Source organism: Wolbachia endosymbiont (group A) of Apoderus coryli (genome assembly GCF_947251615.1).
Classification (GTDB): Bacteria; Pseudomonadota; Alphaproteobacteria; order Rickettsiales; family Anaplasmataceae; genus Wolbachia.
The window spans coordinates 18,117-33,335 of sequence record NZ_OX366367.1 but is presented as its reverse complement, the minus strand read 5'-3'; the positions used below and the strand labels follow the sequence as shown (position 1 = coordinate 33,335).

General features: G+C 33.8%; 14 protein-coding genes and 3 pseudogenes. 11 read left to right on the top strand and 6 right to left on the bottom strand.

Annotated features, from left to right (window positions below):
• Position 1: 1 nt before the first annotated feature.
• From bfr to OPR43_RS00180, 3 genes are read right to left on the bottom strand one after another with little or no spacing between them, the layout of a single operon-like run.
• Complete coding sequence (bfr, locus tag OPR43_RS00190) at positions 2-478, bottom strand: bacterioferritin (RefSeq protein WP_155969303.1); 477 nt, start codon at positions 476-478, stop codon at positions 2-4.
• Positions 479-537: 59 nt separating this feature from the next.
• Positions 538-1,023: an RDD family protein gene (locus OPR43_RS00185; protein WP_265026536.1), complete on the bottom strand. Its 486-nt coding sequence runs from the start codon at positions 1,021-1,023 to the stop codon at positions 538-540.
• A complete protein-coding gene (locus tag OPR43_RS00180; protein ID WP_265034871.1) occupies positions 1,023-1,661 on the bottom strand; it encodes an HAD family hydrolase in 639 nt (212 codons plus the stop codon). Before OPR43_RS00180 ends, OPR43_RS00185 begins: the two co-directional genes overlap by 1 nt.
• Before the next feature lie 166 nt (positions 1,662-1,827).
• Between OPR43_RS00180 and OPR43_RS00175 the strand changes: the two genes are divergently transcribed.
• The 11 genes and pseudogenes from OPR43_RS00175 to OPR43_RS00120 all read left to right on the top strand — a co-directional run bounded on the left by OPR43_RS00175 (position 1,828) and on the right by OPR43_RS00120 (position 12,213).
• Positions 1,828-3,099 (top strand): hypothetical protein, encoded by a 1,272-nt coding sequence (locus OPR43_RS00175; protein ID WP_265034870.1) that lies wholly within the window; start codon positions 1,828-1,830, stop codon positions 3,097-3,099.
• 326 nt (positions 3,100-3,425) lie between these two features.
• Positions 3,426-4,522 (top strand): annotated as a pseudogene (locus tag OPR43_RS08445) (IS3 family transposase).
• 69 nt (positions 4,523-4,591) lie between these two features.
• Positions 4,592-5,242, top strand: a complete 651-nt coding sequence (locus tag OPR43_RS00155; protein WP_265034869.1) for a hypothetical protein — start codon at positions 4,592-4,594, stop codon at positions 5,240-5,242.
• A 72-nt stretch (positions 5,243-5,314) separates the two neighbouring features.
• A complete protein-coding gene (dnaG, locus tag OPR43_RS00150; protein WP_265034867.1) occupies positions 5,315-7,063 on the top strand; it encodes a DNA primase in 1,749 nt (582 codons plus the stop codon).
• A 192-nt stretch (positions 7,064-7,255) separates the two neighbouring features.
• A complete protein-coding gene (locus OPR43_RS00145) occupies positions 7,256-8,338 on the top strand; it encodes an efflux RND transporter periplasmic adaptor subunit (protein ID WP_265034866.1) in 1,083 nt (360 codons plus the stop codon).
• A 221-nt stretch (positions 8,339-8,559) separates the two neighbouring features.
• Positions 8,560-8,832 (top strand): transposase, encoded by a 273-nt coding sequence (locus tag OPR43_RS00140; protein ID WP_265025750.1) that lies wholly within the window; start codon positions 8,560-8,562, stop codon positions 8,830-8,832.
• A gap of 311 nt (positions 8,833-9,143) precedes the next feature.
• Entirely contained in the window at positions 9,144-9,269 is a 126-nt protein-coding gene (locus OPR43_RS00135; protein WP_265034865.1) for a transposase, read from the top strand.
• 152 nt (positions 9,270-9,421) lie between these two features.
• A complete protein-coding gene (locus OPR43_RS00130; protein ID WP_265034540.1) occupies positions 9,422-10,201 on the top strand; it encodes a hypothetical protein in 780 nt (259 codons plus the stop codon).
• Positions 10,202-10,257: 56 nt separating this feature from the next.
• A complete protein-coding gene (locus tag OPR43_RS08135; RefSeq protein ID WP_353285420.1) occupies positions 10,258-10,422 on the top strand; it encodes a transposase in 165 nt (54 codons plus the stop codon).
• 404 nt (positions 10,423-10,826) lie between these two features.
• A pseudogene (locus tag OPR43_RS00125) lies at positions 10,827-11,174 on the top strand (transposase); the annotation flags it as partial.
• Between the two features lie 166 nt (positions 11,175-11,340).
• On the top strand, positions 11,341-12,213 hold the full coding sequence (locus OPR43_RS00120; RefSeq protein ID WP_265035721.1) for an RluA family pseudouridine synthase: 873 nt from the start codon (positions 11,341-11,343) through the stop codon (positions 12,211-12,213).
• Between the two features lie 11 nt (positions 12,214-12,224).
• Here OPR43_RS00120 and OPR43_RS00115 read toward each other — a convergent pair whose 3' ends face one another.
• The 3 genes and pseudogenes from OPR43_RS00115 to recG form a co-directional block, all read right to left on the bottom strand.
• A complete protein-coding gene (locus tag OPR43_RS00115; protein WP_265026148.1) occupies positions 12,225-12,575 on the bottom strand; it encodes a diacylglycerol kinase in 351 nt (116 codons plus the stop codon).
• Positions 12,576-12,671: 96 nt separating this feature from the next.
• Positions 12,672-12,908: pseudogene (locus OPR43_RS00110) on the bottom strand (EndoU domain-containing protein); the annotation flags it as partial.
• A gap of 63 nt (positions 12,909-12,971) precedes the next feature.
• Positions 12,972-14,993: an ATP-dependent DNA helicase RecG gene (gene recG / locus OPR43_RS00105; protein ID WP_265034862.1), complete on the bottom strand. Its 2,022-nt coding sequence runs from the start codon at positions 14,991-14,993 to the stop codon at positions 12,972-12,974.
• Positions 14,994-15,219: the final 226 nt, after the last annotated feature.

The following is a 15,219-nucleotide window of genomic DNA, read 5'->3' as shown; positions in this document are numbered from 1 at the left end:
TCTATATTTGTGTTCTTAAATAGTTTTCAACACCCATTAGTTCAATAAGGTCAATCTGTTTCTCAATCCAATGGAAGTGCTCTTCTTCATTTTTTAACATCTCTTCTAATAACATTACACTAACAAAATCTTTTTCTTTCTCAGCGATAGAAATCGTTTCTTTGATATCCTTAATACCTTTTCCCTCTAATTTCAAATTAGCTTCTAAGATTTTCCGTATTGTGTCTTTTGTAAACTTTCCATCATGCTTTGATATTTCGTTTGTATCCTGAAAATTTGGAACTCCTTTGAATAACAAAATTCTTTCTGCCAACTTGTTTGCATGTTCAAGTTCTTCGTTAAGCTCATTTTTTACCTTTTCTGCAAGTCTATTAATTCCATTGTTTTTGAGAACCGCAAAATGCAAAAGATACTGACGTACAGAAGTCAGCTCATTGGTCAATAATTTGTTCAAATGTTTTACTATCTCTTCATTCATAATCTTCCCTTAGTTCAATTTATCAGCATAATTTATATGATAACGATGATTATAGCAACTCATTTAATAGTTCCTTTGATAACAACCGTATTAAATAGCATGTCGTGGTATGTCTGTTTCTTTTTAGAAAAACAAGCAACTAGATACCAGCAGAGAGTGAGCAGCACTATCATTACTTTCAATGCACTCAAGACATTCACTAATACCTCCTGATCTTGCAAAAATTCAGTAAGGACAACTACTACACTGTTTAACAAAGGAAGAAAAAACTGGGAAGTGCTTCTGTCAAACGCTAAATTCAAGTCTATTTTAGAATTATCTAAATTGATAGTACATATATTCATTAACCGTTGACCTGGAGTTGCTTGGGCCTTTGAAGATATAAAATATGTGAAGTAACTACAATTTACACACATGTATGATAGATGTAAGATCAACGAAGAATCCTCTAATAGCAGTATAATTAATAAAGTTGGAATTAATAAAATTGCTACATCTATTAAATATGCGCAAAAGCGCCTTTTTATGCTGGCAATCTCTGTCATTACCTATCTTCCAAATATTTTATTATGAAATCTCTAAGTTTATCAAAATGTTGAAAACATAACAAATCTTTGTAACCGCTTATTGATTGACCGTATATAATAGGCAAACAATTGGCATTTTGTGCACACAGAACATCTGTGATGCTATCACCAACGAAAAACACATTTTCTCTATTTATAGGCAACGTACTCTCTTCTAGTGCAAATAGCAGTGGGGTTGCAGATGGTTTATCTTCTGCAGTATCGCATGACCCAACTACTCTTTCAAAGTAAGAATCTAGTTTAAAATAGGTAACTTCTTCACGTAAATTAGTATTTTTCTTATTACTTACTATTGCTAGATAAATATTGTAGCTTTTCAGTGTCTGCAACATTTCCTCTACTCCTTGATTCAGAGCAATGTTTTGCAATAGTGCATCATCTAAATATTGTTGATATATCTGATTTGCTTTTTTCCACTGATCGCCAAATAAATTGACCATATAGCTCTTTCTCGACTCATGGGAATTTCTATCAGCAGCTTTATTACTATACCCCATTGAGTTTATGGTATGTTTAATAGCATTAAAAATGTTATCTTGAGTGTCAACTAAGGTATTATCCCAATCGAATACTACTGCTAACGGGCTGTTTTTCATTTCTATATTGTTATATATTTTAAGTTAATAAGTAAATAGCATTTTAATAAAAAAAATATAAAGAGGACGCTCTTGATAAACACTCTTTACCACAAGTTATGTTAACTGTTTTTTATATAATTAGCTAATATACTGGTTATATGATATATTTTAATAGGTAATAGGTATGGCTCAGACATCTAAAGAAAGTGTTGAAAAAAAGTTTAAAGATGTTTTTGAACGTTCTCCAGGTGCTTTTCCAGAAGGTACCTCATTAGAAGAGAAGGTTAATTATATCGCAAAAGGAACAGAGGCTCTAAAAGCTGTGAACAGTAAGGAGCTTGAGAACAAAATGAAAAACGTTGCAGAATTGAATCAGAAATTTGAAAGTCAAAAAGGACGTGCAGATGAAAAAGTACGTCAAGATTTTGAAAGAATTGCTGAGCTTGACCAACAATATAAAGGGAAGGGCATCTTCACAAGTGAAAAAGTTGCAGAATTAAAAAATGACAAAAAATTTCAAGAAGCAGCTAACACTCTTAGAGAAACTACAACAGAAGGTAAAAGTGTTGAACAGAGTGGACAAAAAAAGACTTCTGAGGCTTCTGTACAAACAGATACACAGCCATCAAGAGTTGGAGGGTTACGTAATCCAGAATTTCAAGAAGCAGCTAACACTCTTAGAGAAACTACAGCAAAAGATAAAAGCATTGAACAGAGTGGACAAAAAAAGACTACTGAAGCTTCTGTGCAAACAGATACACAGCCATCAAAGCACGATTCACAAACCGTTAGTCCTTCAGTGAGCAAGAGTTCTGTAAAAGAGAAGCTCAACAATAAAAAGCCTGAACAGAACAAAAAAGATAACATGCCTCAACCACAAGAAAATCAAAAAGAAGAAGGGTTTTTGAGTCTTCTGAAGCGCTTTGTTAAGAAAATGTTAGAAAAACTTTTGGGTGAGGATGAAAAGAGTGTGGAGAATACTCATGACATGAGAGAAGCGGCTCAAAAAAATACATCAAATAATGAAATGCAACAAAAAAGTATGGATCAGAGCTCTTTCATAAATATAAATGGAAAAGAGTTCAATTTAGAACCGGAAAAGGCTTTTAATTATCAGGATAAAGCTCTCAACATTAATATTACATACAATAGTCCTGAGACAAAGCAAAATCTGCAGCAAGATACAACTTCTCCCAATATTGCTAATGCGGTTAACTTAAATATTAATGGTAAGGAATATAGTGTCCAACCTGGTGAGTCTTTCAATCATAAAAGTCCCGGCTTAGAAATTAGCGTGGTGAATGGTCATCAACAAAGTAAAAACTTTGACAAGATTTTAGATCAAGATCGGAGCATAAGTGAAGGTTTAAAGCAAGCAACACAACTTGAAAACCCAATGATAACGCCTATTCATACTCCTAAAGTGAATGAAGTAAACACAGGTCGTGAAAGGTGATCCGCTTTCAAGCTTCATTAGTTTAAAAAAGTATTTAATTATACAATAATCCCAGTCGTCTAAGTGAGGAAAGTCACCTCTCCCCACTAGACTTCAAAACCGGACTTGTGGTAGAGTGGGCAGCCAGCGAGTTACTTGTTAAGTACTTTTCCAACAGCCCCTCTCCGAACCTTACTATTACCCATAAATCTATAAATGGTGAAAAAGCTGCTATTTTACTAATTCAACTTTCTACTATAAATAGATCTGACCTTACCCAGAAAAAGTAGAGAGAAAGTTAAGACGTTTTTGGAGTAAAATAAAACGTTTTTTCAAAGAGGTGTAATATGACAAATAGAAGAGAATATACAGCAGAATTTAAATTGGAAGCTGTTAAGCTGGTTAAAGAAACAGGTCAAACAAGTACAAAAATAGCAAAAGATCTAGGTATAGATGGCAGTATGTTAAGTAAATGGGTAAGAAAATATGATGGAAAAATGTCTGGAGCATACGCATTTCCAGGCAAAGGAAAACTAGCTCCTTATGACAAAGAAAGATTTGATCTAAAAAAAGAGTTAGCAAGAGTAAGAAGAGAAAGAGACATTTTAAAAAAAGCCCTGGGATATTTTGCCAAAGAAAAAGAGTAAAATATTCTTTTATAAAAGAGCATAGAAATTGCTATAAAATACAGGAACTATGCAGGGTTTTGTGCTGGTGGTTATTATAAATGGATTGCTAAAGAAAAAAGCAATAAAGAATTAGCAAGGGAAGGACTTCTAGCAGAGATTCAAAAAAAGCATCTAAATGCAGATATGGAGCCCCTAAAATCCATAAAAGCTTTAGGCAAAAATTATAACATCAAAACAGTGCAAAATGTTATGCAGGAAAATGACATTATAGCCAAACTTAGACGAAGATTTAAAACTAAAAAACAACCAAATAATATGGTTATTGCTCCTAATATATTAGATCAAAATTTTATCACTGAGCAACCAAATAAAGTATGGGATTACTTATATAAAAACCAAGGAAGGTTGTTGGCAGCAATAATTCTCACGCATGGTAGTTAATGAGTCATACAATGACAAAACAATTAATTGTGGATTCTTTGCTTATGGCTGTTAACAAACGCAAACCCCCTGAAAATCTACTGTTACATAGCGATCAAGGGTCACAGTATACCTCTCAAAATTACCAATTTCTATTGAATACAAAAAACATCATTTCCAGCATGAGCCATAAGGGCTGTTGTTACGATAATTCTGTTGCAGAAAGCTTCTTCAGTTCACTCAAAAGGGAGCTGCTTATTGATATTTCTCAACATTCTGCTCAACAAACTAGAACTGCCATATTTGAATACATAGAAATCTTTTATAACAAACAACGTAGACATTCTACTATTAACTATTGCATTCCTGCACAATTTGATGCATCATTCTCATGACAAAATCGTCTTAACTTTCTCTCTACTTTTTCTGGGTAAGGTCAGTTAGAAATAGCTGTATGGGAAAAGGTGAAAGATGTACTAAAAAACCCAGAGATGATAAAAAAGGAATACCAACGTAGAGTATTAGAAAATAAAAATGATGAATCATCAGAGAAAAAGTTTGCAAGAAATGATGAATCATCAGAGAAAAAGTTTGCAAGAAGAGAAAATCAAATAAAAGAAGGTATCGAAAAATTAATGGAAGATTATTATAGTCAAGAAAATGCAGGAGAGAAAGGATATATAAGCGAGGAAGAATTTAAACAGACAATGAAAAAAATGAAGGAAGGCTTACAAGGGATAGAAGAAGAGAAAAAAAAGGTAGTTGATCAGAAGGCAGTAGAAAAAGGAAGAAGTCTTATTATAAATAGTATAAAGAATTTTTATTCTAGTGTAAAATCGAACCTGGAACAGCTAGATTGGCAAACTAAGCGCGGCATTATTAAAGCATTAATAGGACAAATTAACATTGGTCGTGATCAGGTAGAAGTAGGATTTCAGATCGAAGAACCAGAGCAGGATGGGGGAATTCTTAATTTGTATCATTGTACTACATATCATGATAAGGGGGCTGGTGAAGGGTGTCAAGTAAGTTTTTTGTTTCTGTGGGCTACCTGGATGACAGGATTGCTCTTGAATTTGTATAGCTACATTGTCGGTAAATCTAAATTGCTTTAGTTATAGAAATAAATTTCGAGTCAGATGTGTATAAATTCTATATAATTTTTATCCTACTACTAATTTAATAAGATGGATCACATAGATATTATAAAATCAAAATTATTATTATCTGAAATAGTAGGTAAAAAAGTCAGGCTAATAAAAAGAGGAGATAGTTTTGTTGGGCTCTGTCCATTTCATAACGAAAAAACCCCATCTTTTTCGGTAAGTAATACTAAAGGATTGTATTACTGTTTTGGTTGCTTAGCTAGTGGTGACGCATTTGAATTTATTTCACAAACTGAAGGATTAAGCTTTAAAGAAGCATTGGAAAGATTAGCACAAGTTACAGGTGTTGAGTTACCTAAAAACCTTAATGTTACCAAAGAAGACAATAAACTATTTTCAACACTAAGCTTAGCTGCAAATTGGTTTGCACAAAAAAATCAGGGCGTTGTAGATTATTTAAAGCAGCGCAAGATTTTACCTGAAATCATAGATAAATTTAAGATAGGTTATGCACCAAGCTCTGGTTTGAAAGAGTATTTAAACTCTTCAGGTATTGAAGACAAAATTTTAATTGATATTGGATTAGTAAACAAAAATTTTCATGATTATTTTTATGACCGGCTGATATTTCCTATATACAACATTGCAGGAAGAGTTATTGGTTTTGGCGGACGTGCGCTGAGTTCTGAGCAACAGCCGAAATATTTAAATAGCCCAGAGAGTCAGCTCTTCAAGAAGAGGGAGAATTTATACGGATTAAACTTTGCTTTAAGCGAAATACGTAAAAAACAGCACATATTTGTTGTTGAAGGATATATGGACACTATAGCGCTACATCAAGCGGGAATTAGTAATGCAGTTGCTCCACTTGGTACCGCAATTTCTGCAGAACAGATAAAAAATCTATGGAGATTTGCTAAAGAAATCTCCATCTGTATGGATGGCGATAGTGCTGGACGTCATGCTGCTACCCGAGTTGCAGAACTTGCTCTGCCAATATTAGAGCCTGGATACACGTTAAAGTTTGTGACTTTGCCGAGTAATAAAGATCCATACGATATATGTAACGAACTGGAATACAAGAAAGAAGACGTATTGACTGCTCTTGACCATTCAACAAAACTGCATTCTGAATATTTATGGCATCACATAATCGATAGCAATTTGCAAAATTATGAAAAACTTGCTCCGGAAAAATATTCAATTCTTGAGCACAAGTTCATGGAATATGTAAATACTATTAGCAACAGCAGTATTAGAAGGTATTACAGAGATTATTTTTACAATAAGGCTAGTGAACTAAGAAGTAGCTTCAAAAAACAGATTTTTAATAGTAAAGCTAGAGCAACAAAAGGTGAGTATCTTCATAGCAAATCTCCAGAGCTAATTGAAGCAGAGCAAAATCAGGCCGTAATTTTACGTATAGCCGTAGAATTTCCTGAAATCTTGAACCGTCCTATATTTTTTGAGCAATTTTCTCATTTTGAATTTACTAATGAGATGAAAAGATTACAACAGCGTATAATTGATGTAATAAGTAACAAAAGCAAACTTGGTAAAGAGGCTTTGTTACAAGAATTGAAACAGTTTAACGTTATAAAGTATGTATTTGAAAAAACTAGCATACTAAGTAGCCAACTGAACGAGAGAAAATCTGCAGAAATTGTGTGGAATAATATAGTGTTACTAAAAGAATTAAATGCATTACGAAAAGAAAGAACCGAAGCGAGGCTGAGCGGTAATCTTGACTTAGAAGAAAGGTTGATAGAACAAATAAAGCAAATAGAAAGTAGTATACAAGAAATGCAAATGAAGTTTATTGAAAAGTAGACTGCTACAGTTAATTATTTTTAGATTGTTTGTCATTCTGCTGCTTTTTAACGGAATTTATACTGCCTCTTAGCAATAAAAAACTTACTTATAGTAGAAAAATGACATATTCTTGTGTTTGTTCTCACATAAAACTATTTATGGAGTGACAATGGTGCATGTATTATACTTACGTTTCTGATTCGAAAATTTATGCAGTTGTTTCTAACAAGATTGGTCAACAAATTCTATTATTTAAAGGTGAGAAACAAAGCAATCATCCTTTCTAGTATTGCTTTTATTCTACTGTTTTTTATCAGCAGTGCATTTTTAAAAAAAGATCAGGCGGTTCATAGTGATAATGCAACTAGTAGCTTTTCAGTAAAAACTCAAGAATGTGCGCCGCAAAACCGCACTATATATTTAAATTTTTCTGGTACAGTAAATCCCTTACATAGAGCTAGCCTTGTCTCAAAAATAAGTGGTAAGATTATTGCTATTTATTTACCTGATGGTGAAAAGGTAAAAAGAGATGATGTAGTGTTAAAGATAGAAAATTATGACAGGATTGAGCAAGCTCAGAAAGCTAAAGCTTTATTAAAGCAGCGTGAAATTGAGTATGATTCCTCTCACAAACTGAATAAAAAAGGCTATGGAGCACAAATAAAAGTAGAAGCAGCTTTTACTGCGTTACAAAGTGCAAAAGCTGACCTAAAAAGGCTAGAATTGGATTTAGAAAACACTGCAGTCAAATCTCCTATAGATGGTTATATTGATAAAATCAATGCAAATGAAGGGGATTTTGTTAATGTTGGGCAAAAAATAGCTGACGTGGTTGATTTCGATCAAATTCTTGTAGTGTTATATGTTTCGGAAAATGAAGTAAGTAAAATAGAGCTAGGCAGCACAGCTCAAATTAATTTACTGGACGGAAAAGAATTGGCAGGTGAAGTAAGTTTTATTAGTAAAATTGCTGAGCCTAAAACTGGGTCTTATAGGGTAGAGGTAAAGGTAACTAATAATAAAATGATATCCTTGCAGGGACTAACTGCCAACGTAAGACTACCTTCAGGCGAAAGATTTGCATATAAAGTTCCTTCTTCAGCCCTGAGCTTAAGTGACGAGGGTGCTCTTGGAATAAAGATTATTGATGACAATAATTATGTAATATTTGCACCAATAGAAATTGTTGATCATGAGAGCGATGGGGTTTGGATAGTAGCAAATAACGAAGATAAACCCATAAAGTTAATAGTATTGGGCCACCTATTTGTTAAGTCTGGTGATAAGGTTTAAGACATAAGATACCGTCTTTATTGTCAACAAATTATTTAGCTACAAAGAATAAAAAATAATAAAAAGTTTTAATTTAGACTGATATCTTCTATAAATTAGTAACTCTGGATAAGTACTTTCAGTTTGTGTGGGCGTACTTATCCAGAGTTACACTAACTATAGTATTTCCCAAAACAAATGATAAAGGTATAATATGGAATTAATGAAATATGAGGTAAGTAATGGCATACAGTGTGGACTTAAGGGAGAAAGCTATCTCTTTGGTGGAAAGAGGGAAGTCAAAATCTGAAGTAGCAGATCTTCTAGAAATAGGAATTGCAACCTTGTACAGATGGCTGAAAAAGAAAGGAAACGGTGAGAGCCTGGAGGCAGGAAAGAATGGAAGTTTTATTCGAAAAATAGATCCAGAAGTACTCAAAGAATATGTCAAAAAACACCCAGCTAGCAGAAATGAAACAAAATCTAGGATTTGGAATAAATTCAATTTGGTATAGGTTAAAACAGCTAAAAATAACCTTAAAAAAAAGTCACAGAACGTAGTCAAGAAGATAGGCAGCGCTTTACCGATAAAATCTCAAAAATAGACCACTCTAGCATTTTATATATAGATGAAGCAGGAGTTGATAATAGATTATACCGAGAATATGGACGAGCTCCAAAAGGAGAAAAAATATATGCTCTGGAAAAAAGCGAGAGAGAGTAAGTATAATAGGCGGATGAGAAGTTCATTGCACCAATAACTTTCACGGGAGAAAGAAGTATTTAATGCGTGAGATATTACTGCCACAGTTAAAGCGTGATAGTTATGGATAATGCTATATTTCATAAGACTCCTAAAACAAAGTCATTAATAGAGTCTTTTGGCTGTCATTTGTTGTACCTTCCAGCATATTCACCAGATTTGAATCCTTACTTTTACCCACAAATATAAAAAGTGAGTAAGCTAAATAATTTAGGATCAAAATGATAGAAACAAGTACAAGCGTGCAATATACAGATGGCTTAGGGGATAAATGGCATAAGTGTTGAAAGTAACACAAAAAAGACATAAAGAACTATTATTGCAAGAAAAAGGAGGCAATAATGGATCAAATAGAAAGAGTACTAAATTTAATAAAAGATGAGGATTTAGAAAGGCTAGGAAAATTAAGTGAAGTAGATAAATGTAATACTAAATTGTTGGGCAAGATTATATTTAAAGGTCTAATGAAGTTAATATTAATGGGGCAAAAAACAAGCCTAAGAGCGCTAGAAATGGTAATAAACAGGTGTATAATGGATAAGAATAGCGATAAAAGTACAGTAACATACAGTGGTTTGTCAAAAAGGTTAAAAGTTATAAATCCAGAATATTTTAAGGGAGTATATATTGATTTGATGAGCAAGATTAAAAAGCTATTACCCCAAAAAACATCAAATAACTTACATAAGTTTGATTCGACGATCATAAATTTATCGGGATATCTCATAAAAGATGGGCTAAAAATAGGCGGTAAAAGTAACGACAGTCAAGTTAAAGTGAGTGTAGGATTAAAGGATCAATTGCCGACAAGTATAAGATTTTGTAAAGGACAAGAAGAAAGTAGTGAAGATATAGCATTAGTGAGAGCAATTAATGAAGCTAAAGTTGAAAAAGAGGATATTTTATTATTTGATAGAGGAATCAGAAAAGTTGGAACTTTTGCCGAATTTGATGAAAAGGAGTACAAATTTATCACAAGAGTTAAAGTAGGAAGAAAACATGATGTTATAAGCAGGAACAAAGTTATAAGAGAACAAAAATCGGATGGATCAGAGATTTTAGAAGATATAATAGTTAATCTTTATCGTGCACGAGGTAAAGTGGCAATGATCTACGGCTAATAAAAATCAGAAATAAAATTGGAGATGAAATATGGTTTTTGACAAACTTGTTTGAAATGCCAGCTTATGAAGTAACAGAGCTATATAGGCGCAGATGGGATATAGAAGTGTTCTTTAAATTTATAAAGCAAAATCTTGGATATAAGCACTTTTTAAGCCATACTATGAATGGCATGAAGGTGTATATTTACATGATCTGCTTTGTTATTTCTTGTTTATAAAATCAAAAATAATCTACATGGGTTCAAAATAGCATTACTGCAATTCACATTGGATCTAAATGACTCTTTTATACGTTCGATTGTTTTACTGTCGGGAGGTAATTTACATGCCGTTGATCATCTCATATCACGTTATTTTTGATACTTTCAACACTTATGCCATTTATCCCCTAAGCCATCTGTATATTGCACGCTTGTACTTATTTCTATCATTTTGATCCTAAATTATTTAGCTTACTCACTTTTTATATTTGTGGGTAAAAGTAAGATCTAAATCCGATAGAGCATTGTTGGCACACCATCAAAAGTCGCCTCAGACCTCTAATGCATCAATGTACAGACTTACACCTTTTAGTTGGTAATACCATTTTAGACGTTTATCATTCGTTTTAGAAAATACTATAGTTGTAGATGCTTTGTTGATGGCTGTTAATAAGCGTAAACCCGCTAAAGATCTACTGTTATATAGCGATCAAGGGTCACAATATACTTCAAAAAATTATCAATATCTATTGGATACAAAAAGTATCATATCTAGCATGAGTCACAAAGGTTGTTGTTACGATAATGCCGTTGCGGAGGGCTTTTTTAATTCACTGAAGAGGGAGTTACTTATTGATACTTCGCAACACTCTGCACAACAAACCAGAACTGCCATATTTGAGTATATAGAAATTTTTTATAATAAACAACGACGTCATTCTACTATTAACTATTGCATTCCTGAACTTTTTGATTCATCATTTTCATGACAAAATCGTCTTAACTTTCTCTCTACTTTTTCTGGGTAGGGCCAATGTTTACAGACCTAAATGTTCAAGCAGCATGGGAAATGGCGCGGGGTAAGTCACTATAGATCACTCAGTAATAACCTTAAGTGTTAATAATGATAAAGAGAAATTAAGGCTAGATATCTACATAGCTGAAAAGTGCAACATATCACGCAGTAAAGCTCAAAGATTGATACAAAATGAGCAGGTAAAATTACTTGGCACACCGATAATTAGTAATGACCACATAGTAAAACCAGGTGAAGAGTATATAGTACATCTCGTTCAACCTGACATATCCACATCAATTGAGCCTAATTATGACATAAAACTTGATATCGTCTATGAAGATGAGGACATTATAGTTCTGAGTAAACAAAGTGGATTAACAGTGCACCCAGGTGCTGGAACAAACAATGATACACTCTTGAACGCAGTTATCGCTCACCTTGATGTAAGACCAGGAATTGTTCATAGACTCGATAAAGATACCAGTGGGCTAATGGTAATTGCAAAAAATGAGGAAGCCCATAGTTTTTTGTCTGAATTACTGTCAAATCGTAAAATAAAGCGGGAATATTTAGCAGTAGTTTGGGGAATATTACCTTCTGACCAGGGAACGATAAAAACTAACATTGCTCCAAAGCGTGGTAATAAAGAAATGATGTGTGTTACAAAAACAACCGGAAAATTAGCAATCACTCATTACTCAGTAGAGAAAGTTATAGGACAAGTAAGCCTGGTTAAATGTACTTTAGAGACAGGTAGAACACACCAAATTAGAGTCCACATGAGCCACATAGGACATTCCATAGTTGGTGATCAAGTTTACGGAAAAAATAGTAGTAAAAGCACAAAATATGCTAAAAACTCTAGTTTTATTCGTAATTTCAATAGGCAAGCACTACATGCTTATACACTGGGCTTATATCACCCAAAAAGCAAGGAATACATGGAATTTGTCTCTGATTTACCGCAAGATATAAAAACTTTAATTGGTGAGTTTAACAACATATCTTAATAACATTCGTATTAACCTGTCAATATTATCATCCATGTTATCAGGAAGTTAATTAATGAAAGAAAAACTGCTGCACTACCTAGATCTTTCACCTTTTTTGAAAGTATGTGTTGTTCACTGGAAATACGCTCAATTGTCGTTTCAAAAGCAGTGTTAACAATTTCCACAATTAACACCAGGAATAGGCTGCTTATCATTACTGCACGTTCTAGATTACTTACATCCAAAACAAACAAAGTTGAAACACATACTATAAAAAGTAGTAACTCCTGTCTGAACGCAACTTCTGATATAAAAGCTGATTTTATTCCTTCACAAGAGTATTGAATTGCTTTTATTAGACGAATAATGCCCTTCTTCATTATTACTCACAAAACCCTTTAATCAAAATTTTAACTCATTTGGATTTGCTATACCCTATAGCATTTTATCATTTGTTCACCCTATTGGTTTTGAAATTAAGATTTACTGCAACTACAATAAGTACTCTTGTTATCACATTTTGGTGTTAAGTCAGGATAAAACGTAAGTATAGCATCATTCTTTCTTACAAACACTGATTGATAATTGTCATCCTCCATTTTATACAGGCACATTCCATCTTTTCCTAATTCCTTGAACACCTTAGTTGCAGAAATTAAAATATCATCGGCATGAAGGTTATATGCGTATCCATTTGAGCATTTAACTTTCATGATAAAGGGGCTGGCAAAATGTGTCAAGTAAGTTTTTTCGTTTCTGCGGGCTATCTGGTTTTCCTACTGAAATTTTGAAAAATGTAATCTACTTCTATATTCAAATATATCAAGCAGTAATTCAAAATCAGCCATTGCACCTTTTGCGTTATTATACGCGAGGTTGAGCAGCTCTCTGTCCTGATATAAATCAGCAAATTTAAATTCCATACATCCTGATTGTTTTGTGCCTAAGATATCTCCACTGCCTCTTAGCATCATGTCCCTTTCAGCAATGTAAAATCCGTCCTGTGACTCACACATGATCTTTAACTTTGAAGATGAGCTTTTACTTAAATTATCGTATAATAATACACAAAAAGATGGCTTGTTTCCTCGTCCTACTCTGCCTCTTAATTGGTGTAATTGCGATAACCCAAATTGCTCTGCATTTTCTATAATCATAATGGTTGCATCTGGTACATCTATACCAACTTCTATCACAGTGGTTGCAACAAGCAGAGAAAATTCATTTCTTTTGAAGGAAAACATAACTTGATCTTTCTGCTCCTGAGTCAATTTTCCGTGTATTATGCTAACTTTATCAAAAAATGTTTTTTGTAATTCCTGAAAACGCATCTCTGCTGCAGCAATATTGGTCTCTTCGTTTTCTTCTATGTATGGACAAATCCAATATGCTTTTTCGCCCCTGTTTATAGCACCTTTTAGCTTTTCAATAACATCTGGCACCCTACTAATGTTCATAGTTACAGTTTTTATTGGCAATCTGGATTTTGGTTTTTCTTTCAAAATTGAACATTCAACGTCACCATACATAGCTTGCTGCAAGGTTCTTGGAATGGGAGTTGCAGTAACGAAAAGTATATCGGCATTTTCTCCTTTTCCTACCAAGCGATTTCTCTGCATCACTCCAAATCGCTGTTGCTCGTCTATGACTGCAAGCCCTAAATTTTTAAATGTAACATTAGCTTGAAATAGTGCATGAGTGCCAATTACTATATTTAAAACACCACTTGCAAGTTCGTTCATGATAATCTTTCTTTCCTTGCGCGAAGTTTTACCAGTAAGCAGCGCAACTTTTATATCGGTACAGGATAAAACTTCCTCAATCCAATTATAATGTTGCTCCGCCAAGATAGTAGTCGGTGCCATTAGAGCTGCCTGCATGTTGTTTTCTACCACATTTAGCATCGCAAAAAGTGCAACTACGGTTTTGCCACTACCAACATCACCTTGCAGCAAGTTTATCATGCGGTACTTGGATTTTTGCCTCTCTGAAATTTCATCTATTGCACGAATTTGATCGTTTGTTAATTGAAACGATAATTCATTTAAAACTTGCTCTTTATATTTACTCAATACTATAAATTCTCTTCCCCTTTCTTTTACATGATTTTCTCTTGCAAGTTTCAGTGCTAGCTGATACGCAAACAATTCATCATAAGCAAGCCTTTTTCTACAAACCTCGGCTTCCGCCAATGAGCTTGGTCTGTGCAACTTTATGATGCTTTCCCTCCAACTTAGCCATTTTTTTTGCTTGATTAATGTATCATCTATCCACTCTGGCAAATCAGGCAATTCTTTCAGGTTAGAGCTTATTATGTTCCCAATGCTCTTATTAGTAATGCCACGGCATAATTGGTAGACTGGCTCTATGCGAGCTATTTCTTTAAATTGGTTGATGTCAAGCGACACGTAATCTGGGTGAGTAATCTGCCAATGCTCAGCAAATTTTTCGAGTTTGCCACTGATGATTACAGAAGCTCCAATTGGAAATAGTTTATATAAATACTTAACTGAGTAATTAAAAAAGACTATGAACATATACTGACTCTCACTTTCAACAACTATTTTATATGGTCTACCTCTCAAAGTGGGAGGCTGATGTTCATAAACTTTTGCCATGAAAGTTGTAAATTCTCCAACTTGAGCATCGGGCAGTGACTTACTTCTATCCACATAACTAAGTGGCCTATAAAATAGCAGGTCCACCACTTTGTCCCCACCACAAAGTTTAGGCAATATTGTGGAATGAAATTTAGGTATATTCTCCAGCCTGCTATTTAGAAAAATCTGATTGCTCATTGAGATTCATACATGTGTAAAACTGTTTATCAATAATAGAGTCTTTTTAAAATCCTGTCACCTTATGGTCAGGTATGCACTATAGCTAGCACAGCTCTCTAACGTCATACCGCCACGGTATCTTAGAATAGATTCCGCTAACACGTAGCGGAATGACGATTTGTCGTTTTTAAAATCATCGGTAAGCCTAAGTTACCCCTAACTATATTTGCTATCATAGGGCTTA

Coding starts and splice junctions, on each gene's coding strand:
- OPR43_RS00130 (WP_265034540.1), top strand. CDS start 9,422: ATGGATCAAATAGAAAGAGTACTAAATTTAATAAAAGATGAGGATTTA.
- OPR43_RS00115 (WP_265026148.1), bottom strand. CDS start 12,575: ATGAAGAAGGGCATTATTCGTCTAATAAAAGCAATTCAATACTCTTGT.
- bfr (WP_155969303.1), bottom strand. CDS start 478: ATGAATGAAGAGATAGTAAAACATTTGAACAAATTATTGACCAATGAG.
- OPR43_RS00145 (WP_265034866.1), top strand. CDS start 7,256: ATGCAGTTGTTTCTAACAAGATTGGTCAACAAATTCTATTATTTAAAG.
- OPR43_RS00135 (WP_265034865.1), top strand. CDS start 9,144: ATGGATAATGCTATATTTCATAAGACTCCTAAAACAAAGTCATTAATA.
- OPR43_RS00185 (WP_265026536.1), bottom strand. CDS start 1,023: ATGACAGAGATTGCCAGCATAAAAAGGCGCTTTTGCGCATATTTAATA.
- OPR43_RS08135 (WP_353285420.1), top strand. CDS start 10,258: ATGCCAGCTTATGAAGTAACAGAGCTATATAGGCGCAGATGGGATATA.
- OPR43_RS00175 (WP_265034870.1), top strand. CDS start 1,828: ATGGCTCAGACATCTAAAGAAAGTGTTGAAAAAAAGTTTAAAGATGTT.
- OPR43_RS00140 (WP_265025750.1), top strand. CDS start 8,560: ATGGCATACAGTGTGGACTTAAGGGAGAAAGCTATCTCTTTGGTGGAA.
- OPR43_RS00180 (WP_265034871.1), bottom strand. CDS start 1,661: ATGAAAAACAGCCCGTTAGCAGTAGTATTCGATTGGGATAATACCTTA.
- recG (WP_265034862.1), bottom strand. CDS start 14,993: ATGAGCAATCAGATTTTTCTAAATAGCAGGCTGGAGAATATACCTAAA.
- dnaG (WP_265034867.1), top strand. CDS start 5,315: ATGGATCACATAGATATTATAAAATCAAAATTATTATTATCTGAAATA.